At 55.9% G+C, this 19881-nt stretch carries 24 protein-coding genes; 6 read left to right on the forward strand and 18 right to left on the reverse strand.

Features of this window, described 5'->3' with window-relative positions; genetic code table 11:
- Window positions 1-3: 3 nt before the first annotated feature.
- From AB4Y96_RS00510 to AB4Y96_RS00530, 5 genes are all read right to left on the reverse strand, one after another.
- Window positions 4-414, reverse strand: a complete 411-nt coding sequence (locus AB4Y96_RS00510) for an AtpZ/AtpI family protein (RefSeq protein ID WP_441914948.1) — start codon at window positions 412-414, stop codon at window positions 4-6.
- A gap of 609 nt (window positions 415-1023) precedes the next feature.
- Window positions 1024-2139, reverse strand: coding sequence for a cell wall hydrolase (locus AB4Y96_RS00515; RefSeq protein ID WP_441914950.1), 1116 nt, complete (start codon window positions 2137-2139; stop codon window positions 1024-1026).
- 252 nt (window positions 2140-2391) lie between these two features.
- The gene (gene der, locus AB4Y96_RS00520) at window positions 2392-3864 is read right to left on the reverse strand and encodes a ribosome biogenesis GTPase Der (protein ID WP_441914952.1); all 1473 of its coding nucleotides are present in this window, start codon (window positions 3862-3864) and stop codon (window positions 2392-2394) included.
- A 17-nt stretch (window positions 3865-3881) separates the two neighbouring features.
- Window positions 3882-4562, reverse strand: coding sequence for a tetratricopeptide repeat protein (locus AB4Y96_RS00525; protein ID WP_441914953.1), 681 nt, complete (start codon window positions 4560-4562; stop codon window positions 3882-3884).
- 153 nt (window positions 4563-4715) lie between these two features.
- Window positions 4716-5297 (reverse strand): NnrU family protein, encoded by a 582-nt coding sequence (locus tag AB4Y96_RS00530; RefSeq protein ID WP_091881025.1) that lies wholly within the window; start codon window positions 5295-5297, stop codon window positions 4716-4718.
- 148 nt (window positions 5298-5445) lie between these two features.
- Between AB4Y96_RS00530 and AB4Y96_RS00535 the strand changes: the two genes are divergently transcribed.
- The gene (locus AB4Y96_RS00535; protein WP_441914955.1) at window positions 5446-6483 is read left to right on the forward strand and encodes a polysaccharide deacetylase; all 1038 of its coding nucleotides are present in this window, start codon (window positions 5446-5448) and stop codon (window positions 6481-6483) included.
- A 22-nt stretch (window positions 6484-6505) separates the two neighbouring features.
- On the opposite strand, the gene sbmA is transcribed toward AB4Y96_RS00535, so the two are convergent.
- The 5 genes from sbmA to AB4Y96_RS00560 all read right to left on the reverse strand — a co-directional run bounded on the left by sbmA (window position 6506) and on the right by AB4Y96_RS00560 (window position 11879).
- Window positions 6506-7756, reverse strand: coding sequence for a peptide antibiotic transporter SbmA (sbmA, locus tag AB4Y96_RS00540; RefSeq protein ID WP_441914956.1), 1251 nt, complete (start codon window positions 7754-7756; stop codon window positions 6506-6508).
- Between the two features lie 107 nt (window positions 7757-7863).
- A complete protein-coding gene (locus tag AB4Y96_RS00545; protein WP_441914958.1) occupies window positions 7864-9009 on the reverse strand; it encodes a YbfB/YjiJ family MFS transporter in 1146 nt (381 codons plus the stop codon).
- Between the two features lie 88 nt (window positions 9010-9097).
- Window positions 9098-9688 (reverse strand): class I SAM-dependent methyltransferase, encoded by a 591-nt coding sequence (locus tag AB4Y96_RS00550; RefSeq protein ID WP_091881207.1) that lies wholly within the window; start codon window positions 9686-9688, stop codon window positions 9098-9100.
- Between the two features lie 146 nt (window positions 9689-9834).
- Window positions 9835-11205, reverse strand: a complete 1371-nt coding sequence (locus tag AB4Y96_RS00555; protein ID WP_441914960.1) for a sensor histidine kinase — start codon at window positions 11203-11205, stop codon at window positions 9835-9837.
- Window positions 11205-11879 carry a response regulator gene (locus AB4Y96_RS00560; RefSeq protein WP_441914962.1) on the reverse strand — a complete coding sequence of 225 codons (675 nt, stop codon included), beginning with the start codon at window positions 11877-11879 and terminating at the stop codon, window positions 11205-11207. The genes AB4Y96_RS00555 and AB4Y96_RS00560 overlap by 1 nt, the downstream gene beginning before the upstream one ends.
- Before the next feature lie 224 nt (window positions 11880-12103).
- Between AB4Y96_RS00560 and AB4Y96_RS00565 the strand changes: the two genes are divergently transcribed.
- Both AB4Y96_RS00565 and AB4Y96_RS00570 read left to right on the forward strand, forming a co-directional pair.
- Window positions 12104-12472, forward strand: a complete 369-nt coding sequence (locus AB4Y96_RS00565) for an ArsR/SmtB family transcription factor (protein ID WP_091881033.1) — start codon at window positions 12104-12106, stop codon at window positions 12470-12472.
- The gene (locus AB4Y96_RS00570; RefSeq protein WP_441914964.1) at window positions 12469-12948 is read left to right on the forward strand and encodes an SRPBCC family protein; all 480 of its coding nucleotides are present in this window, start codon (window positions 12469-12471) and stop codon (window positions 12946-12948) included. The genes AB4Y96_RS00565 and AB4Y96_RS00570 overlap by 4 nt, the downstream gene beginning before the upstream one ends.
- Here the strand turns inward: AB4Y96_RS00570 and AB4Y96_RS00575 are convergent.
- A complete protein-coding gene (locus AB4Y96_RS00575) occupies window positions 12945-13415 on the reverse strand; it encodes a MarR family winged helix-turn-helix transcriptional regulator (RefSeq protein WP_441914966.1) in 471 nt (156 codons plus the stop codon). The genes AB4Y96_RS00570 and AB4Y96_RS00575 overlap by 4 nt on opposite strands.
- Window positions 13416-13526: 111 nt before the next feature.
- Between AB4Y96_RS00575 and AB4Y96_RS00580 the strand changes: the two genes are divergently transcribed.
- Window positions 13527-14453 carry a PLP-dependent cysteine synthase family protein gene (locus AB4Y96_RS00580; protein WP_441914967.1) on the forward strand — a complete coding sequence of 309 codons (927 nt, stop codon included), beginning with the start codon at window positions 13527-13529 and terminating at the stop codon, window positions 14451-14453.
- 10 nt (window positions 14454-14463) lie between these two features.
- Here AB4Y96_RS00580 and AB4Y96_RS00585 read toward each other — a convergent pair whose 3' ends face one another.
- Both AB4Y96_RS00585 and AB4Y96_RS00590 read right to left on the reverse strand, forming a co-directional pair.
- Window positions 14464-15054: a 2'-5' RNA ligase family protein gene (locus AB4Y96_RS00585; protein WP_441914968.1), complete on the reverse strand. Its 591-nt coding sequence runs from the start codon at window positions 15052-15054 to the stop codon at window positions 14464-14466.
- Between the two features lie 129 nt (window positions 15055-15183).
- A complete protein-coding gene (locus AB4Y96_RS00590; protein ID WP_441914970.1) occupies window positions 15184-15822 on the reverse strand; it encodes a TetR/AcrR family transcriptional regulator in 639 nt (212 codons plus the stop codon).
- A gap of 91 nt (window positions 15823-15913) precedes the next feature.
- On the opposite strand from AB4Y96_RS00590, the gene AB4Y96_RS00595 reads away from it, so the two are divergent.
- Window positions 15914-16528 carry an NAD(P)H-dependent oxidoreductase gene (locus AB4Y96_RS00595; RefSeq protein WP_441914971.1) on the forward strand — a complete coding sequence of 205 codons (615 nt, stop codon included), beginning with the start codon at window positions 15914-15916 and terminating at the stop codon, window positions 16526-16528.
- Window positions 16529-16547: 19 nt separating this feature from the next.
- Here the strand turns inward: AB4Y96_RS00595 and AB4Y96_RS00600 are convergent, their stop codons facing one another.
- A complete protein-coding gene (locus AB4Y96_RS00600) occupies window positions 16548-17030 on the reverse strand; it encodes a MarR family winged helix-turn-helix transcriptional regulator (RefSeq protein WP_441914973.1) in 483 nt (160 codons plus the stop codon).
- A 105-nt stretch (window positions 17031-17135) separates the two neighbouring features.
- Here AB4Y96_RS00600 and AB4Y96_RS00605 point away from each other — a divergent pair, with 105 nt between their 5' ends.
- A complete protein-coding gene (locus AB4Y96_RS00605; RefSeq protein ID WP_441914974.1) occupies window positions 17136-17549 on the forward strand; it encodes a VOC family protein in 414 nt (137 codons plus the stop codon).
- Between the two features lie 54 nt (window positions 17550-17603).
- On the opposite strand, the gene AB4Y96_RS00610 is transcribed toward AB4Y96_RS00605, so the two are convergent.
- The 4 genes from AB4Y96_RS00610 to AB4Y96_RS00625 are packed head-to-tail and all read right to left on the reverse strand — an operon-like array spanning window position 17604 to window position 19794.
- Window positions 17604-18017, reverse strand: coding sequence for a GFA family protein (locus AB4Y96_RS00610; RefSeq protein ID WP_441914975.1), 414 nt, complete (start codon window positions 18015-18017; stop codon window positions 17604-17606).
- A gap of 36 nt (window positions 18018-18053) precedes the next feature.
- A complete protein-coding gene (locus AB4Y96_RS00615; RefSeq protein WP_441914977.1) occupies window positions 18054-18518 on the reverse strand; it encodes an SRPBCC family protein in 465 nt (154 codons plus the stop codon).
- A complete protein-coding gene (locus AB4Y96_RS00620) occupies window positions 18515-18844 on the reverse strand; it encodes an ArsR/SmtB family transcription factor (RefSeq protein ID WP_441914979.1) in 330 nt (109 codons plus the stop codon). Before AB4Y96_RS00620 ends, AB4Y96_RS00615 begins: the two co-directional genes overlap by 4 nt.
- Window positions 18845-18900: 56 nt before the next feature.
- Window positions 18901-19794, reverse strand: a complete 894-nt coding sequence (locus AB4Y96_RS00625; protein WP_441914980.1) for an SDR family oxidoreductase — start codon at window positions 19792-19794, stop codon at window positions 18901-18903.
- Window positions 19795-19881 lie beyond the last annotated feature (87 nt).

Genomic DNA, 19881 nt, shown 5'->3' on the forward strand with positions numbered 1-19881 from the left:
GGCTTATTCCGGTTTCTCACGATCCTTGCTCTCGTCGAGCTCGAAACCGCGGTTCTCCGCCACACGTCCTGCAGAGCGCAGGATGTTCAGCGTTCCGGCACAAAAACCCAGAAGGAGCAGAATAATCAGCCCCCAGGGTGAAGTACCCAAAAATCGGTCAGCTAACCAGCCCAACCCCGCACCAACCAGAACGCCCGCGATAAATTCGCTCGACAATTTCATGGCCTGCGCGACACCGGAGGCGGTCCCCGTCCCCTCGTCCTTCGAACTGATCTTCCGGCCGACCCCTTTTGAAACAAGTTTTGCTTCAAGATCGCGGCGGCGGCTTTCCAGTTCAACTGAAGTCAGCGGCTTTCCAGCATCCGGCGTATTACCGACAGAACCTGACTGATCGGGTTCATTTCCCGTGGTCAATGGCATGTCCTTTACACGCTGAATGCAGGGCTTCACCCCCGCTTCGAAGTCGCGCGCAACATATTGTTACGATCCTCGCTAGTCAAGGCGCAGAAGCAGGACTCTTAAAGGTAATTTTCGCGGTCAATTTCAATACCTTAGGTAAATATGACTTTATGTCTCACCTCTGAGGCCAAGAATCGCCCGCGAATCCTGTGGATGAGGCAAGCAATAGACAGGTACCTGGAAGCAAATCCAGCCAGGCAATGAAGCAGATTCCGATCGCTCAAAACAGCCTGACGCAACCCTGCGTTTCTTGCGGGCCTGAGCAAACCCAAGGATAAATGACAACACAAGCAGACAGCTTTGAGGGCGAAGCAGAAAACACCGAGTCAGCCGGTGTATCGGGATGATGGGCCTCCTGACCATGGCAATGGCCTTGCCCTCAAACTTGGAGGTGAACTATGTGGTTTCTGCCATTTAGCATCACCCTGATATTGAAAAGAACCCGGACCAGTTGGTCGCTGACAATCCGGGTTCAATTCACATAACAGGAAGGAGGGGTGGGCGAGAGCCTGCCCCTCACTCCAAGAATAATAATAGCAGCTTTTGCTCAGCTTCCAAGGGGTATCAAATCCAACCACCGCCATAGGTGCGGTAGAAAACGTGCTGGCCGATCTTGTCGACGCGTTTCATCGTGCGGGCCCAGTTCGGGCGAACGTAAACAGCATGATAGTGAGTGGCGGAGCCGACTTCCGGCAGGAAAATGCGCCCCGCCGTGACAGCCATGGCGATTTCCTGCGCCATTTTCCAATATCTCGGCTCTGTCACCAGCAGCTTGCGGCCTTCGCAGGCGAAGGAGAACTGGCAACGATTGATCCAGTCATCATTCTGGTAGACGACGCCGCAAATGGTCTTGGGATAAGCAGGGTTGCGGACGCGATTGAGAATAACCTGCGCAACGGCGGCCTGACCTTTGAGGCTCTCGCTTCTTGCCTCAAAATAAATGCCTGTCGCCAGGCATTTTTGTTCTTCCTTGGTGAAAACAACAGGGGGAAGCGGCGATGCCAGCCAGGCATGGTCGCCTGCGCCAAGTTGCGGAATGAACCGGCCGGGCTGCTTTGGCTCGTTAAGAATATTGTCGAAAGGCGACGTCTTGGCATAATCGGGTTGAGCCGGGGCATAGCCCAGTGCCAGAACATCCGGCGTGTTGCTGGTAATCAGGCTTGCCAGCATTGGCGAGACCTGCGGGTCAGCCTTGGCTGGGGCGCGATTGTGAAAAGCCAGCGCAATCTGAATTTCCTTGCCGGCGATTTTCGGCTTGGCAAAGGCCATCTCGACCTCAACACCGTGGGTTGGGCGGATCAGCATGCTTGAGCGCTGCAGGATCGAACCCGCACTGAACGCCTTGGGAGGCGCTTTCTTGCTGATGGTGACGATACGTCCCTGCTTTTCAGCGCGGTTGATACGATCTTCATCAGGTGTTGCACCGGGAGATTTCTGGGTGCCGTTGACAACGACAGGACCAATACCCGGAACATTGACACCACTTGCCGGAATACCTGACGTGATAGCCCTTTCATCGACAAAGGTCATATTGGCCTTCTGGATGGAACCCGCAGGCGAATTTTCCAGATAGGCAGTCCAGCGGCCTTTGCCGGATTCGACGCCGGACAGCATGCTGGCCATATCCTGGTAGGCGATGACGGTCGGCGAGAACAGATAAATCGCCGTGCCGATGACCACCGGACCGATAAAATTCCTGTTTGTCCGATTCTTTCGACGGGAACTCGATGCCCGAAAAAACTCAGAGAAACGCACGCGAATACCCCACTCACAACCGAACACTACTGGTTGCAAAAATGAAGCATTAACCTTGATGGAGAGTTAACGATCACCGCAAAAAGAACGTATTGGGTTGTGTTGTGCGGGTGGCCACACATGCAAACCGCCCTCGTGCAGGGCACGAAGGCGGTAAAATTCGGTGCGTCGAAAGGCTCAGCGCTTCTTTTTTGCGCGTCCGGCAAACGGGTTGTCTGATGTGCGCAAGACCAGCCGCAGCGGAACACCGGGCATCTCGAATGTCTCGCGCAGACCGTTTGACAGGTAGCGAACATAGGATGTCGGGAACGCCTCGGGGCGCGAGCACGAGATGACAAAGCCCGGGGGACGGGTTTTCACCTGCGTGATATATTTGATCTTGAGACGGCGGCCAGCCACGGCAGGCGGCGGGTGATGGGTCGTCACACCTTCCATCCAGCGGTTGAGACGCCCGGTGGAAATGCGGCGGTTCCAGATTTCATCGGTGCTGGCAACAGCGGCCATCAACTTGTCGATACCCTGATTGCGCTCGCCTGACATTGGCACGGCGCGAATGCCGCGAATTTGCGGCAGCAGCCGTTCAGTCTTTTCACGCAGATCAGCCAGAACCATCTGGCGGTTTTCCACCAGATCCCATTTGTTGAAGGCGATAATCGGCGCACGGCCCTCGCGGATGATCAGATCGGCGATCTGCAAATCCTGCTTCTCGAAGGGGATCGTCGCATCAAGCACGATGATGACCACTTCGGCAAAGCGGATGGCACGCAATGCATCGCCGACGGAAAGCTTTTCGAGCTTGCCCTGAACGCGCGATTTGCGGCGCAAACCTGCGGTATCAAACAGCTTGATCTTCCGGCCATTCCATTCCCAGTCGACGGAGATGGAATCGCGGGTAATACCGGCTTCCGGTCCAGTCAGCAGACGGTCCTCGCCCAGCATCGTGTTCACGAGTGTCGATTTACCGGCGTTCGGGCGACCAACAATGGCAATGCGCAGCGGCTTGGTGGAATCATAGGCTGGAATATCTTCGGCATCCGGATCGTCGATATCATCACCGATCAGATCGTCTTTCGGACCAGCCACTGCCGGAATGGTGACAGCGACAGCATCGCTGTCAGGGTCTTTGACTTCGTGCTCATCCGGGAAAACACGTTCTTCGCCCAATACGTCGACGATTGCATCGCGCAGGTCAGGGAAACCCTGCCCGTGTTCAGCGGAAATCGGGCATGGTTCACCAAGCCCAAGCTGATAGGAATCATACATGCCGGATTCGGCACCGCGCGCCTCAGCCTTGTTGGCAACCAGAATAATGGGCTTGCTCGAGCGGCGAACGAGATCGGCGAAGGTTATATCAGCGGGTGTGATACCTGCCTTGGCATCGACAATGAACAAGATCACATCGGCTTCGCCAATCGCCAGTTCAGTCTGCGCGCGCATACGACCTTCCAGCGAATCGCTGGGAACTTCTTCAAGACCGGCGGTGTCGATAACATCGAACTTCAGATCATAAAGCTTGGCGGCATGAACGCGGCGGTCGCGCGTTACGCCCGGCAGATCGTCCACCAGCGCGATCTTGCGGCCGACAAGCCGGTTGAACAGGGTGGACTTACCGACATTCGGACGGCCGATAATGGCTAGGGTGAAACTCAAAGACTCAAATTCCTGTGTTAACCGGCTGCAGCAGCAGGTGCTGCGCCAGTGCTGCGAAGCATGTCGAGCATTGTGTCGGCAAACTGGCGAATATTGGCGGGCGCTGCCTGATCATCGGAAATCTGCTTGAACAGCTTTTCCGCGTCCCCGCCGCGACCGGCTTTCCATGCGGCAAGGCCAAGGGCCTCCCGAGCGGTATGGCGCATTGGATTGCTGCTTGATGAAAGGGATTCGACCCGGCTTGCAACATCATCATAGGTGCCCGTATCGAGAAGCAGCAATGCAGCACGCAGCTTTGCCAGATCGCGAATGGACTGGGGAACTGACGTATCGGCAGAAACCTTGTCAAAGGCCGCAACAGCTGCCGCAGGATCACCCTTTTGCGCCTGCACACCGGCAGCGCGCATGCGCGCCAGCACCGGATAGGCGCCGTAGCCAGTCTTCTCAAGTTCGTCCAGTGTCTTCAACGCTTCGTCATTCTTGCCGTCACGGACAAGGTTGAGCGCTGCGAGAAACTGATCGCCGGATTGCGATGCCTGTTTTTCCGTCCAGTATTCATAAAAGGCGAAAACGCCCGTGCCGACGACAAGCGCAACAGCCGCGCCGATCAACAGGCCGCCAAAACGCTTCCAGAACGCCCGCATCTTGTCGGAGCGCAGTTCCTCATTTACCTCACGGAAAAAGCCGTCGTCAGTCATAGTGCCTCTTTGGTGCCCTTGGGGGCCTGCCATTAAATGAATTGCAGATGCGCGAAGCAGCTTTCGCCACTCCGCGCATATAGTCAGAGCGCTTTTAGTCGGAAAATCCTTGAGATGTAAGGGCTAAGTGAAAAATAGCCCTTCGTCAGCTGTTTAAAGTGGTGATACGCCGATTAACCAGGCATGCAATTTCCACACAAACAGGATGTAGAGCACCACACCGGCGACAATGGCCATGATGTCGTTGGAGACTGGACCGGGAACAATCACCGGTTGCGCAAAGCCAGCGCGCGCCTGCCTTTTGATCGCGATACGATCGACCACCGCCCAAGCGAGGAATGATACAAACAGGATGAGCGATGCCAGATCGCCATTGGCCAGAAGATGGGCAAGTGCCCAGATTTTCACGGCAATCAGCATGGGATGCTTGAGAATAGGCTTCAACTTGCCCGGCTTGAAATTGGAAATCATCACGGAGATGAAGGAAAACAGCATCAGGAGCAGCGTGATGTGTTTCATCCAGACAGGCGGCTCATAGATAAACAGAGAATAGGGCCGCGCCAGCACATAACCCCAGATGATGAGTACCAGTCCGACAAAGGAAATGGCCGAATAAAAACCTTTCCACTTGCCCTCGCCCCACGCGGCGATTTTGTCCAAGCGCCATTGTGGCGCGGCAATACGCACCGAATGAATTCCCAGAAAGACGACAATACCCAGAATCAAAACAAGCATGACCGCTCCCCCTTGGCTGGCGGCAGACTATAGCGGCTTTAGAACAGTTCCAAGACGGATGCTTGCGGTGGATCGACGCGTCCGATCATCGCCACAATTCACCTGTAGCGAGAGGTATCTCTCTCATTGGTTGTGTTGTGCCTGCATTATGCGTCTGATTTCCGGTATCATTGCTGCGTCCCTAGCCGTTTCGGTGTGCATTCCGGCCCATGCTGATGATGCGGAGCTGCGTGGTTCCATCGGCAGCAAGCCACAATATGTCCTGATCTCTTTCGATAATTCGGGTAGCAATGCCCTGTGGGAGCGCAGCCGGGCTCTGGCCGAACGCTCCAATGCAAAATTCACCTATTTTCTCTCCTGCGTGTTTCTGATCGACCGAAGCGACCGTAAATCCTATCAGGCACCGGGCGAAAGCTTTGGCCGCTCCAATATCGGCTATGCGGCATCGAAGGATGATATTGCCAAGCGGCTCGACAATATCTGGCGGGCACGCAATGAAGGCAACGAGATTGCCAGCCATGCCTGCGGCCATTTTGACGGACGCACATGGGGCAAGGCAGATTGGGAACGCGAATTCACCACCTACAAGCAGGTGCTGCGCACGGCATGGGCAAAATATGGCAGCGATCCGGAGCCTGAGGGCTGGAAGGCGTTTGTTGACAAGGAAGTGCGCGGTTTCCGTGCGCCCTATCTTTCCACCAGCCCTGCGCTCCTATCCGCATTGAAGGATATGGGTTACGCCTTTGACGCCAGCAGCGTTTCCAAGGGCCCGGCCCTCCCTGTGCATGCGGGCGGGCTTTATCAATTCGCCTTGCCGACCATCAGCGAAGGCCCGGAACATCGACCCGTTGTTGCCATGGACTACAATATGTTCGTGCGCCACTCCGGTGGTTTTGAGCGGGCGGATCATCTCAATGAATTTGAAAACCGCGCCTATGATGCATTCAAGGGCGCATTTGAGCGCCAGTACAAGGGCGAGCGCATCCCCTTTCAGATCGGCATTCACTTCACACTGATGAATGGCGATGCCTATTGGCGCGCACTGGAACGCTTTACCGCCGAAGTGTGCACCAAGCCTGATGTGCGCTGCACGACCTATAGCGATTATCTAAGACAAACAGGCGCCGAAGCGCCTGTTGCAGTCGTTCCGGCAGCAAGCCGGAATGCAACGGGCAGCGGCATCTGACCGCCACCCGTTTTTGTGTCTTTTAGTGTTCAATGCCAGTTTCAAGATAATGTTGATCGATGGTTGGCAGAGGCTCGTCATAGATGACGGATTCGAAGGCACGCAGACGTTTGTAGATCGACAGAAGTTCTACGATCGTCGTCCATGATGTCACCAGATATTGGAATGAATCACTGACCTGACCGAAAGCTGTCGCAATCTGTTGCCACAGACCGAGCGTTATTTTGCCAGCAACAATCGTTGGAACGAGAATAAGATTCAAGAGAATCGCGTCCGCCTGACCGTATATGCCGCGCGCAATGTTGAAGTAGCCGTAGTGAAAATACAGTCGGAAATAGTTTATCCGTACATTTCGGAAGAGTTCGGCAAGCGTGATCGGCTCCGCCCGCTCTTCGTGATCTTCGCCAAGAACCAGTTCCTTACGATAGGCCGCTTCGACGCGCTGATTTCTGAATTGCAGACCCGGCAGTTTTATTCCGACGAGAGCAAGAAGCCCCGTACCGAAAAGCGACCACACGATAGCCAACACAACGAGAGAATAAGGGATATTGCCGATCAATGGTAGATCTGTGATGTGGTGGGAAAGCTGAGCCAGCAATGGCAAAAACGCGATCAACGTCATCACCGCTTGAATCAAGCTTACACCAAGTGTTTCGACGGTGGTCGAAAAGCGCATCGTGTCTTCCTGAACACGCTGCGACGCGCCTTCGATATGACGTAGCTGGCTCCAATGCTCCGTATAAAATTCGTTCATCGCCCAGCGCCACCGGAAAATATAATGGCTGACAAAGAAGTTCGAGATCACGAAGAGAGCGACATAAAGAAAGCCGATGCTCGCGAACAGAGCCATCAGATGATAGAGGTCCGACGCCGGAACCGAATTGGGCGTCGTTATCGCCTTCTGGAACATATCGAAAAATGGTCCGCGCCAGGCATTGAGCGCTAGACTCAGCTGAACAGAAAAATACGTTGTGAAAAGAATGAAGGCGGACCCGAGTACCGACCATCTCTGCCATTTGTGCGGCGAATACCACATCCAGAATGTGGAGAAGATCGCAACTGCCAAGGCAAAATAGATATAGAGCCAGATATAGGGTTTCGAGAGAAAGATACCTGCACCAATGATTGGCGGCGCGTTCGGATCAGCTGGCGGCAGACCGAAATAAGCACCAAGCTGTTCACCGGCAAATATCCAGAACAGGACCGCGAACAGCGACCAAAGGACTGCCGAGATAAAAAACAGCTTGGGCTTGGGGAAAAATGAGACAAACACGGTAGCAGGACCCTCGCATAAACACACAAATCAGGGTTGATTTGATGTGAGTCTACCACCACGAATAGGGCAAAGGTTGTATGACAGCAATTAAATTGCTGTAATCTTCACTGCCGGGAAAGATACGCAAAGACAGCCCCGATGACGAGGCTGACAGCTGCGGCAAGCGTCGCTGTGGTGAAGTTGCCTGTGATAGTGGCAAGGTATCCGCCCACCAGCGGCCCGATGATCTGGCCGATACCGAAGGCGGCGGTCATGACAGCCATGACACGGCGCGGCGATTGCGGCAGAAGTGCCCGCCCCGCCTGAAAGCCCGCTGCGGTGAGCACGATAAAGGTGAGGCCCAGCAGCACGCCGCCGAGGATCGGTCCCACAGGCAGCGGCAGGAGAACACTTGCCGCAACACCCGCTGCCTGCACAAGCATGCCCAGCGCAACCACAATAAAGGGGCCGACGCGGCGTAAGACCGGCGTCCACAACCATACCGAGAAAGCAGCCGTGACGCCGGTCAGAAACCACACCAGCGCTTCCATTTCGGCACCACCATGGTTTGCACGCACAATGGCGACGATAAACGTGGCCGTGATGATGTAGCCGAAACCAAAAACCCCATAGGCGATATTGAGTTGAAGGAAGGCACGCGTCCAGCGCAGTGGTGGTTCCTTCTGATCGGTTCCCGTGCGCACCGGCCCTTCGCGCAGCAGGTACATCACCGCGAACAGGCCGAGGAAGGAGAGGATGGCTGCTCCGTACCAGTCAAACCGCCAGCCATAGTTTCCGGTTATCCCAATCAGCACGGATGAAAGCGCGATGCCCACGCCGACACCGCCAAAATGTAATGCCTGCAAATCCTGACGGTTGGCTGCTGCGAGATGGCTGAAAACAATGGTCGCTGACAGCACCAGCATGAAAGCGCTGGCCATACCGGCGAGAAACCGCAAGACGATAAATTCGAGAAGTGTGGTGCTCAAACCTGCGACAAGGCACAGGAGAGCGCTTACCGCCAGCGAAACCAGCACCACCCGGCGTTCTCTTCCCGAGGCCCAGCCGTAACCGGCAATGATAGCGCCAAGAAGATAGCCGACATAATTGGCCGAAGCGATGACCCCGGCGGCACCGGCCGTCAACGCAAGGTCCTTCATCATGGCAGGCAGGATGGGCGTGAAAATGAAACGCCCGATACCCATGGCAACCGCCATGGTGACAAACCCACCAAGGGCGTAGCGAACGGGGGAATTGCCTGAAGATGTCATGCCGCGGACATTATCGCTGCGATGCAGCATGACAAGACAATAAAATTGATCAACCTGTCACAGATGATGATCGATCAACCGCTATGGTTCAGATCGCAACGGGTGTGGCTGCGCCGCGCCTSACAATACGGTAAACGGCAGCCGGTGGGATGTTGCGAAAAGCCCGTCCAATACAAACGGCGTCCAGATTCAACTGGTCGAGCACAGACTTCGACACCGGACAGCGAAAACCATAGGTGAACTGATAATAGGCGCCTTCGGGCCGCAGATTGCTGAATGCACCGCCAAGGATTGCTGCGACTTTCTCCTGCGTCATACTGAGAAGCGGCAGACCGCTGACAACGGCACCAGCGGGCTGAATGTCGAAGAATTCGTGCAGGTCAAGCTGGGCAGCATCCATCTGCAAAATACGCATGCCGGGAAACCGCGATTGCAGCAATCGGGCAAATTCGGCGCCATATTCAATCAGGGTCAGATCCTTGGGGCGAACGCCGCGCGCAAGCAATGCGTCAGTGAAAACACCGGTACCGGGTCCAAGTTCAAGCACCGGCCCCGATGCAGGGGTGATTTCGCTGGTGATCAAGCGCGCAAGGGCGGCTCCCGACGGGGCAATCGCGCTGACGCGAAACGGATCGCTCAGCAAGGCCCGCATGAAAGTCCAAACGCTACCCGTCATCATAAAAATCATGCTCCAACGTTTTCGTGCAATCTGCTTATGGCGCCAATATTGTGGGAAGATTGCGGTAGGGGCCGAACCCTAACCGTCTGCGACAAAATACCCACAGGGAAATGGTTTAAACAGAACTTGGAAGTATCGGCGGAAGATTACGGCACCAGAGATGTAGCAGCAAATTTTATGATGAAACAGGCACCGCCGCCGGGCGCCTTTGTGACTATAACCTGCGCATGATGCAATTGCACGATCTCCTGCACAAGATTGAGGCCAAGGCCAACCCCACGATCCCGGGTGTGCAGACGATGAAACGGTTCAAAGACGCGGTTTCGCTGTTCCGGTGGTATGCCCGGCCCCTCATCCTCGACCTGAATAATCGCAGGTGCCTTGATGCGGATGGTTATGGTGCCTTGGCGCCCACCATGCTGAATGGCATTTTGCACCAGATTGATGATCGCGCGCTCCAGTGCTGCCTGATCGCCGCTGACGACAACACTGGGCATTTCCGGCTCAAACGACATGGCATAACCGGCTGCGATAGCCAGCGGGGCAAGGTCAGCCACAACCCTCCTGCAAAGCGCCACAAGATCAACAGCCGCAAATTGGACGCCGCTCTGGCTAAGGCGTTGCAGATCGAGCAATTGTTCGGCGAGAATGCCAAGACGGGCCACATCCTCCAGCAAACGGCCATTGGTTGGGGTGACGGGCAGAGATTCCAGCCGGGTCTGCAGAATGGCGATGGGCGTGCGCAACTCGTGGGCGGCATCCAGCAGAAACCGCTTATGCCGTTCATAACCATCATCAAGGCGGCCAAGGGCATTGTTGACTGCCGTCACCAGAGGTGTGACTTCTCTTGGTACCCCGTCCAGCGGCAGACGTGTGCCGCGCTCGTCAATATTGATCCTCTCCGCCTGCGCCGCAACATGGCCAAGCGTTGCATGGGCTCTTCGCACGACAAACGGCGTCACCAGAAGCGTGCTGAGCGCCATGACGATGATGCCGGGCAGAATGATTGTTGCAAGGACAGCGCCCAATGCAGCCAGATAAAAGCTTAATGGCACGGAGCCGCCCGGACCTGTCAGTATCTGGATCATGCCTGCCTTGGTGGACACGCGCTTGAACCGGGCGGTAGAGCGTGGCGCATCGCCGAGATTCCAGCCAAACCGGGCTTGGCCGATATCGCTCAGTGCATCTCCGATACGGCTATATTCGGGTGGTACGTTGCCCTGTGTCAGGGATTGCCCCTGCCCATCGCGCACCACAAACCAGAAATTCGGATTGGTGGTACGCTCGCGCGTGAGGATGGGCGTTTCCTGCACAAACAATCGGCCTTCGGCGCTGCGTCCAATAGAGTCGCGCAAGGCATTGATCGTCGTGTCTTCCGTGTCGATTGAGCCCAACATCCCGCTATACCAAAGCGCACACAGCACGAGCACGACGAACAATGTCAGCAACGTCGCCTGCAGGAGAACCAGCCGGCTGACAAGACGCCACTTCAAGGAGTGCGGTTTTGTACTGGTCATCAGGAGGGGCGCTTCAGCAGATAGCCTACGCCGCGAATGGCGTGGATTTCAACGCCCGCCCGGGACTCCGTCAGCTTGCGGCGCAGCCGGGATACATGCGTATCCAATGCATTGGACTGAATTTCATCATCGATACTGTAAACAGCATCTTCCAGCGATGATCGCAAAACCGTGCGCCCCATGCGCCGCAAAAGCGTTTCGAGGACGAGGAGTTCGCGGCGTGGCAGGTCAAGCCGGTTGCCGCTGATCCTGGCTTCGCGATTGATCAGATCAAAGGAAAGATTGCCGACATTCAGAAGTTCCGATGGCATATTCGGGGGCCGGCGCAGGACGGCGCGCAGCCGCGCCAGCAATTCCTCAACGGCAAAGGGTTTGGCGAGATAGTCATCAGCTCCCTTGTCGAGACCGGATATACGATCCGCCAGTTCGCCGCGCGCCGTCAGTACAATGATCGGTACGCCCTCACCTTTCGCGCGAAGCTGCGGCACAATTGTCAGCCCATCGCCGTCGGGCAACTGCCTGTCGAGCAGAATTGCCGCATAGATATTGACCGACACGGCCTCTTCGGCCTGGGCAAGTGTTCCGACATGATCGACGATCATGTCATAGTTCTTGAGGGCTTCCCCAAGGGCAGCGGCCATTTCGGGCTCGTCTTCCACCAGCAAAATACGCAATATTCAGGCCCAGTCATGCACGAGGTTACAAAGGTCGCGACACAATTATGTCATGCACATTGCACAAAGGTTGCGCTCCGCGATCAGCGGAATCCCCCCTTCATTTATTCATACAACATTCCGGGTCAACTGGCATAATTTGAAACTTAGGTATTGTCCTAAGTTTCAAATTGCATTACGTTTGCCTTCTCGTTGATTGAAACCAGCAGGAAGATCCCGTCCCGATGACTGCAAGAGCGGCCGCCACCCTGCCAGACCCGAATATTTTACCGATCGACGCGGTGTTTCGCGCATTGGCGGACCCCACACGCCGCCATGTGATCGAGCGGCTCAACCGAAGTCCCGCTTCGGTGAGCGAACTGGCATCGCCCTTCGATATGGCGCTGCCATCTTTTGTCGAACATTTGCGGGTGCTGGAAGGATGCGGCCTTGTGCTTTCGCGCAAGACCGGACGCGTGCGCACCTATCAGATCGCTCCCGCCCGGTTGAAACTGGCGGAAGACTGGCTAACGGAACAGCGGGCGCTATGGGAACGCAGGCTGGATCAATTGGATGACTATCTCTTGACCCTCAAGGAGGAGGAAAAACCATGACCCCATTGCTGAGACCTGATCCAAAACTCGACCTTGTGCTTGAACGCATTGTGGATGTGCCACGCGAACTCGTGTGGAAAGCGTGGACAAGGCCGGAGCATATCTCCAAATGGTTCACGCCCAAGCCATGGTATATTTCCGACTGCGAGATTGATCTGCGTCCGGGTGGTATTTTCCGCACCGTCATGAACTCACCCGAAGGCGAACAATCCATCATTCACGGCTGTTATCTGGATATTGTCCCGAATGAACGGCTCGTGTGGACCGACGCCCTGCTGCCCGGTTATCGTCCGTCAGCCGAACCGTTCCTGACGTCGATCCTTCTGCTGGAGCCACATGGAAATGGCGGCACCAAATACACCGCCATGGCAATTCACCGGGATGAGGCAACGCGGCAGAAGCACGAGGAAATGGGCTTTTACGATGGCTGGGGCACGGTGCTCGACCAGCTCGTGGAATATGTGAAGACGATTTAGAGCCTTTCTTGCTTAGATAGAACCTCCGTTTGGTCCGCCAGCTGGCGGGCCAAATCCGCCGAGAGCAGCCCCGCAAGCCTGAACTGCGCTTCACGCCAGACCGGAATAGCCGCTTCCAGACGCCGTGCGCCCGTCTCGGTGAGCCACACTGCCCGGCGTCGCAGGTCGGTTTCCACCATGGTGATTTCAATCAAACCCTCACGCTCAAGCCTGCGCAGATTGCGCGACAGGGTTGATTGTTCCAGCCCACTCCTCTGCGCCAATACGCCCAGCGTATCATCCGGCAGGCTGGCGATCTGTGCCATCAGACCAATCTGCGCCGAAGTCAGGCCAAGCCCGGCCATCTCATGATCGAGAAAATTGGTGATGCGGCGCGCGGCAAGACGGCTGTTCCACCCCGCACATGTTTCAACCAGCGCGCGGGCATCGGATCGCAATGTCTTTTTTGGTTGTTTCTCAAGGCTCATAGATATATGCATATACATTATATGTATCTACATGGAAATCGAAATTTGCCCTTTCGACAGACAGATTTGCGCTGCCAGATCAGCGTTGATTGATCGCGGAGCACAGCCAGCATGAGCGACTTACAACGGAATATCCTGCACAGCATAGGCAACACATCATTGCTGGCGCTGCGGAACATCGTCCCGGCAAACGGCTCGCGCATCCTGCTGAAACTTGAGAGTGAAAACCCGACCGGCAGCATGAAAGACCGCATGGCGCTTGCCATGATCGAGGCGGCGGAGGCGGACGGGCGTCTTGCAGCAAACGGCTGCGTGGTCGAATATACAGGCGGCAGCACCGGCGTATCCCTGTCCCTCGTCTGCGCGGTCAAGGGATATCCGTTGCACATCGTTACGTCAGATGCCTTTGCCCGCGAAAAGCTGGATCACATGAAAATCCTCGGTGCCAGATTGCAAATTCTGGCCAGCGAAAGCGGCCGCATGACGGAAAAGCTGACCCGTGACATGATCGAAGCGGCGCGGATTATTGCGCAAGCAATCCCCGGCAGCTTCTGGACAGACCAGATGAACAACCGGGATCAGCTGACCGCCTACCACGCCATGGCAGAGGAAATCTGCGCACAGGCCAACGGGCCGATTGACGGCTTTGTTCAAAGTGTCGGCACCGCCGCATCGCTGCGCGGCATTGGCGAGGCCTTGCGCCGCCACAATGACCAGACCAGAATTATTGCGGTGGAACCGGCAGAATCCCCCGTCCTGTCGGGCGGGAAAACCGGAGCCCATAAAATTGATGGGATTGGCGCGGGCTATATTGTTCCCCTTTGGCAGAGTGATATAGCCGACGGGATAGAGCAGGTATCAACGTCAGAGGCCGCTGACATGACGTTGCGACTGGCGCGTGAAGAGGGTCTTTTTGCCGGAACATCCACGGGAGCCAATGTCGTTGCTGCGCTGCGTCTGGCCGAGAACCTCTCGCCCGGCGCAACCATCATTACCATTATGTGCGATACGGGAATGAAATATCTGAGCAAACACTAGAAGCAGTGCCTCAATGCAAGGTCCACCGCTTTAGAATGTCATACTCAGAAAGCCCGCGTTTGCTATGGATCAGCGCAAACTCGCGGACAGTGAAGCGGATGGGCTCAATGGGCTGCTCAGCGATGAGCTTCGGGCTGTAGAGCAAGGTCAGATGCGGGGTGAATTCACCAAGTCTGCCGGGCAGACCATTGCGGATAAGGCAAGAGCCAAGCACCGTATAAAGCTGTGTGAGCCCATTTCCTTCGCCGATCAGCACCAGCGGTTGATTGCGCCGTCCCTTTGCCTCAAAACTTCTAAGAGACGGTAATGTCACCTCAAAGGGCGGCACAGATACCGCGTCCCCTGCCCGCTTGGCTGCAAAGACGATCGAGCTGGGCAGACGTTTAAAATCGCCCAAAGCACGCAGAGAGATGTGGTAACGTTCTGTCCCGATAAGACTGCTTCGCACCAGTTGGAAATCGTTGATAATGCCCGCCCGGCAGGCGTCGACAATATCGCCCACATCGACATTTGGCATGATGCCAAAGAACAACCGCTCCTGTAAATTGGGCCGCTTTGGTCTATTGGGCCAGTTGTCGCCCAAGTTCAATTCGCCTTGCATGTGACCTCCCGAAATGCCCTGGCATGTTCGCCGACATGCCCCGGCACACCCCTCGAACATGCCTCCTGCTTTTTCGAGCGGCCACACTAGAACAAATAGTGAACAATATACAAGGGATTTCCGAAAAAATCAGCGAGGCGCCGCTGCATCGCGCGTGCCTCTGCGCACCATCGCAACAATTGTTTCATAGAGTTCTTCCTGCGCCTCTACCGGTGTAATTTCACCTGTGGCCGCCGCATCTGACAAGGCTTCGGCGGCACCCAGCATCGCCCAAAGACCGGCGGTTGAAATTGTGCCTGATGCGGCGAATGGTACGAGGAGCACCCGGCACTTTTCGATAAAGACAGTTTCATATTCGCGCTTCATTTTTTCCAGTTCAGGCGAACCGGCCAGCGCTGCGATAATGCCCGGGATCTCGCGTCCCTGAACCAGCACACAGTCCACATAACACGATGCAATGACATCGGCTCTCTCTTTCAGGGTCGGCCCGCTGGTGGCAAGCGCGGCGTCCATAGTGGTGGCCTGCCGGGTATCGAATTCCCGATAGAGTACGGCGAGCAGCCCGGCCCGTGTGCCGAAATGGTCATAAACGACAGGTTTTGTGACATCAGACTGCTCGGCAAGCCGTCCGAGCGTCAGGGCTTCCGTCCCCTCCTCGCGGATGATCCGCCACGCAACATCCAGAAGCTGGCGCTGGCGCTCCTCCCTCGATAGCCGGCGACGCGGCTGCGGGCTGGAATCGTCTTCTCTTGCTTCGATGCTTGACATGATTATATACCAAAAGTAACTTACCTTTAGTAGCTTACTAAAAGTATATAGCGTAAGCCACCCATCTGTAATCCTCTACAGGAGTTTCGTCATGCATGCACTCATCGTTGTTGCGCACCCCGAGCCCACCTCACTCAGCCATAGTATTGCTGCGCAGGTTGCCGAAGGCCTGTCTCTGTCCAGTCACACCTTTGAAATCGCCGATCTCTCAGCAGAAGCTTTTGATCCCAGATATTCGGCAGCCGACCTTGCAGTGCATCGTACACAGGCAACGCCGCCTGCCGATATTGTCGCCGAACAGGCAAGGATCGACCGCGCCGATACGCTGGTGCTGGTATTCCCCGTTTATTGGTGGTCCATGCCGGGTCTGCTCAAAGGATGGATCGACCGCGTATTTTCCAATGGCTGGGCTTTTGATTTCAGCCCGGATACCGGTTCGGTAAAAAAGCTCCATCACCTCAAAGTCCATCTCATTGGCATTGGTGGGGCCGATGAGGAGATGTATAGGCGGCACAACTATCTGACTGCCATGAAGACGCAGATCGACCATGGAATATTCGATTATTGCGGCGCTCGCGTCGTGACGTCAGAAATCCTGTTTGATTCCGAGATCCGTGATACGGCGCCGTTTCTCGCAAAGGCAAAAGATATCGGGCGCGATCTCTTCAACGCAAGCGGGCAAGCTGAAGCAAACAAGGCGGCATAGCTTACGATCCGCCGCACCATCAAAGCGCGGCGATCAGCTTGCGGAGCAAAGTGTTGAGCGTCTGCTGTTCATCGGGTGTCAGCGCCGACAGTATCCGCTCCTCATTTGCTACATGACGGCCAATCGTCTCGTCGATCACGCGTTTACCGGCATCGGTGAGTGCAATCAGTTTGCCGCGACGGTCGCTGGGATCGGGGCGACGTTCGACAAATCCGGCACGCTCCAGCCGATCAAGACGATTGGTCATGCCGCCTGATGAGATCATCGCCGCTTCATAAAGCCGGGTCGGCGAGAGCAGATATGGCTCGCCGGAGCGCCGGAGGGTAGCCAGCACATCGAACTCGCCGGGCTGTAATCCCGCTTGCGCAAAAAGCGGATTCATATGATCGCGCAGCACGCGCTCGGACGCGTCAGACAGACGGCCAAAAACCTCCATGGGTAAAGCGGGCAAATCCGGGCGCTCGCGACCCCATTGTTCGACAGCCATATCGGCACGATCCATCGGGATTCCTCTTGGCATAAAGTATCTTGACATTAAGATACATTCTATCTACTAACTTAATCATGGGGAATAACACAATTGGAACCCCCGCAAAAGGAGGAAGTGATGAGCAAGATGATATTTGTGAACCTGCCCGTGCGCGATCTGGCCGCGGCAACGGCATTCTATGTTGCGCTGGGCGGTGAGGTAAACCCGCAATTCTCGGATGAACGCTCGACATCGGTGATGCTGTCGGACGTGATCGGGGTCATGCTATTGACCCATGAGCGTTACAGTGAATTCACCAAGCGCCCGATCGGCGATGCCCGTCGCGAGAGTCAGGCCCTGATCGCGCTTAGTGTCGAAACGCGCGATGCGGTGGATGCAACGCTGGCGAAAACGACGGCTGCTGGCGGCCGTGCCGACCCCAATCCGGCGCAGGACCATGGCTTCATGTTCAGCCGCAGCGTTGAAGACCCTGATGGAAACGTCTGGGAGGTCATGTGGATGGACATGTCCGCCTTTCCCCAGACGGCCTGATCAATCATTGGCATATAAAAGGGCGTCCAGATCTTTCCGGGCGCCCTTTTTCATTCAAGCCGGAGGCATTCTGTCGAATTTAGGCACGGCCGGGTCGAGATGATCCCAGGCAAATCCCGCTGCCGTCCAGGAAACCAGCTGCGGTTTATAGCGGCTTGGATCATCGAGGCTTGCGGGCGTGACGATAAACACGTCAGGCATATCAGGAAATGTCATATAGACAGATGAACCGCAGGTCGGACAGAAGGCGCGCCGCTTCACAGTTCCGCCATCGCCGACGGTCTGCCACTGCGATACGTCGCCTTCGACCTTCACTTGTGCCGCTACAAAGGTCAGGTGCGATTGATGTCCGGTGCCGCTGTCGTGCTGACACTGGCGGCACTGACAGTCGACCATAACGGCTGGTTCACCTGAAATCTCGTAACGGATTGCGCCACAGGCGCAACCACCGGTATAGGATTTGCTCATATTCCTCTCCCCAAATTGATATGATTGATATGATCGTCAGTCCTGCTCATCGGCGATCGTGCCGATGCGCGGGAGAATCTTTCTCCAGCCCTCACTCATATTCTTGAGCGCCGTGTCGTTCTTCGGCAGCACGAAGCCGGAATGAACAAGGCGCAGGCGCGTGCCTGTCTCTGCCTTGGACAAGGTGAAGGTGACCACCGTTTCCAGCTGTGAGCCATAGCCGTCATTGCCCGCATGACCGCCCTTCCACGCATAGGCAAGCCGCTCATTCGGCACCACTTCCAACACCTCGCAGTGGATAGTGCCGTCCCATGCACCTGCCGGTTTCGTCTGAAACGTGAACTGATTGCCAGCTACGGGCTCGAATCCCGCAGGTTCCATCAACCACCGGCTGATCAAATCGCCCGATGTCAGTGTTTTCCAGATCATCTCCGGGGCGTGTGGAAAGATTTCGTCGACGACGATGGCCTGCGTATCGGACTTCACTGCAGCTTGGTTCATGGGTCGATTTCCTTCAGCAAGGTTCTAAGGTCCGCAAACCGCTCACGCCAGAAGACGCCGTAATGGCTCATCCAGTCGACCAGCGGCTCCAATCCCTCGGGCTGGGCACGATAATAGACATTGCGGCCCTCAGGACGCTCGGCCACCAAACCCGCATGTTTCAGGGATTTGAGATGCTGGGAAATGGCGCCCTGTGTCACGCCACTTCCCCGTGTCAGTTCAACCACACTGATCTCATCGGATTTAACGATCCGCTCAAACACCGCCCGTCTTGTCGGATCGGCGAGTGTGCGCATGACAGTCGTGATGGTGGCAGCTTCAATCATGAAAACAAATTAGTACACGCTAATCAATTAGTCAATACTAATTCATTTATTTGCTCTCAAGCCTCAAAATAACCCGCATGGGCAAGGTCCGTGAACAGGTCCGGCTGTTTCGGCTGCCAACCCAGCAACGCCTGGGTGCGTTCACTTGAGGCGAGCGCATTCATCGCGGCGAAGTTTGCAAACCAGCCAAAGTGAACCTTGGCCTCTTCTGAGGATTTGGCCACAACGGGCACGTTCAAATGATGGCCAATCAGCGTCGCAATATCCTTGAGCAAAAGCCCCTCTTCACTCACCGCGTGATACCGCTCCCCTATAGCAGCCCGTTCAAACGCAAGCCGGAAGAGAGAGGCAGCATCCAGCCGGTGCACCGCAGGCCAGCGATTGAGGCCCTCCCCCACATAGGCAGACACGCCCGTCTCACGCGCAAGGTTGATGAGATGCGGAACGAAGGCATGATCGCCGCGGCCGTGAACCGACGGAGGAAGACGGACAGTTGAGGCGTGCACGCCGCGCGCCGCCAACGCGATGGCCGTTGCTTCCGACGCGCGGGGATAGGCAGTTGACGGTGGGACCGGCATATCTTCTTCCGTCCCGATAGGCCCCTGCGCCAGAATCGCCAACCCTGAAGTGACGACCAAGGGTCGGTCCGAGCCCTCAAGCACTGAGCCAAGTGTTTCAATCGCACGCCGGTCCATTTCGCAATTCTCCGCGAATTTCGAAAAGTCGTGGTTAAAGCCCGTATGGATTACGCAGTCGGAAACGGCAGCACCCGCGCGCAGGCTTTCGAGATCACTGAGATCACCCGGATGCGCTTGAGCGCCCATTGATGCAAGCGATCTGGCGGCCGCATCCGTGCGCACAAGACCAAGAACCTGATGGCCGGCGTTAATGAGTTCCTGAACGACGGCAGAACCAACAAAACCTGTAGATCCGGTGACAAAAACACGCATTTATTTCTCCTTAATTTCATTTCACGACCGCAGTCGCAGCCCGTGTGAAGAAAATAAGCGATTGAGAAAATACGATCTATGCTGTAA

The organism is Phyllobacterium sp. TAF24, assembly GCF_052113785.1.
Taxonomy (GTDB): domain Bacteria; phylum Pseudomonadota; class Alphaproteobacteria; order Rhizobiales; family Rhizobiaceae; genus Phyllobacterium.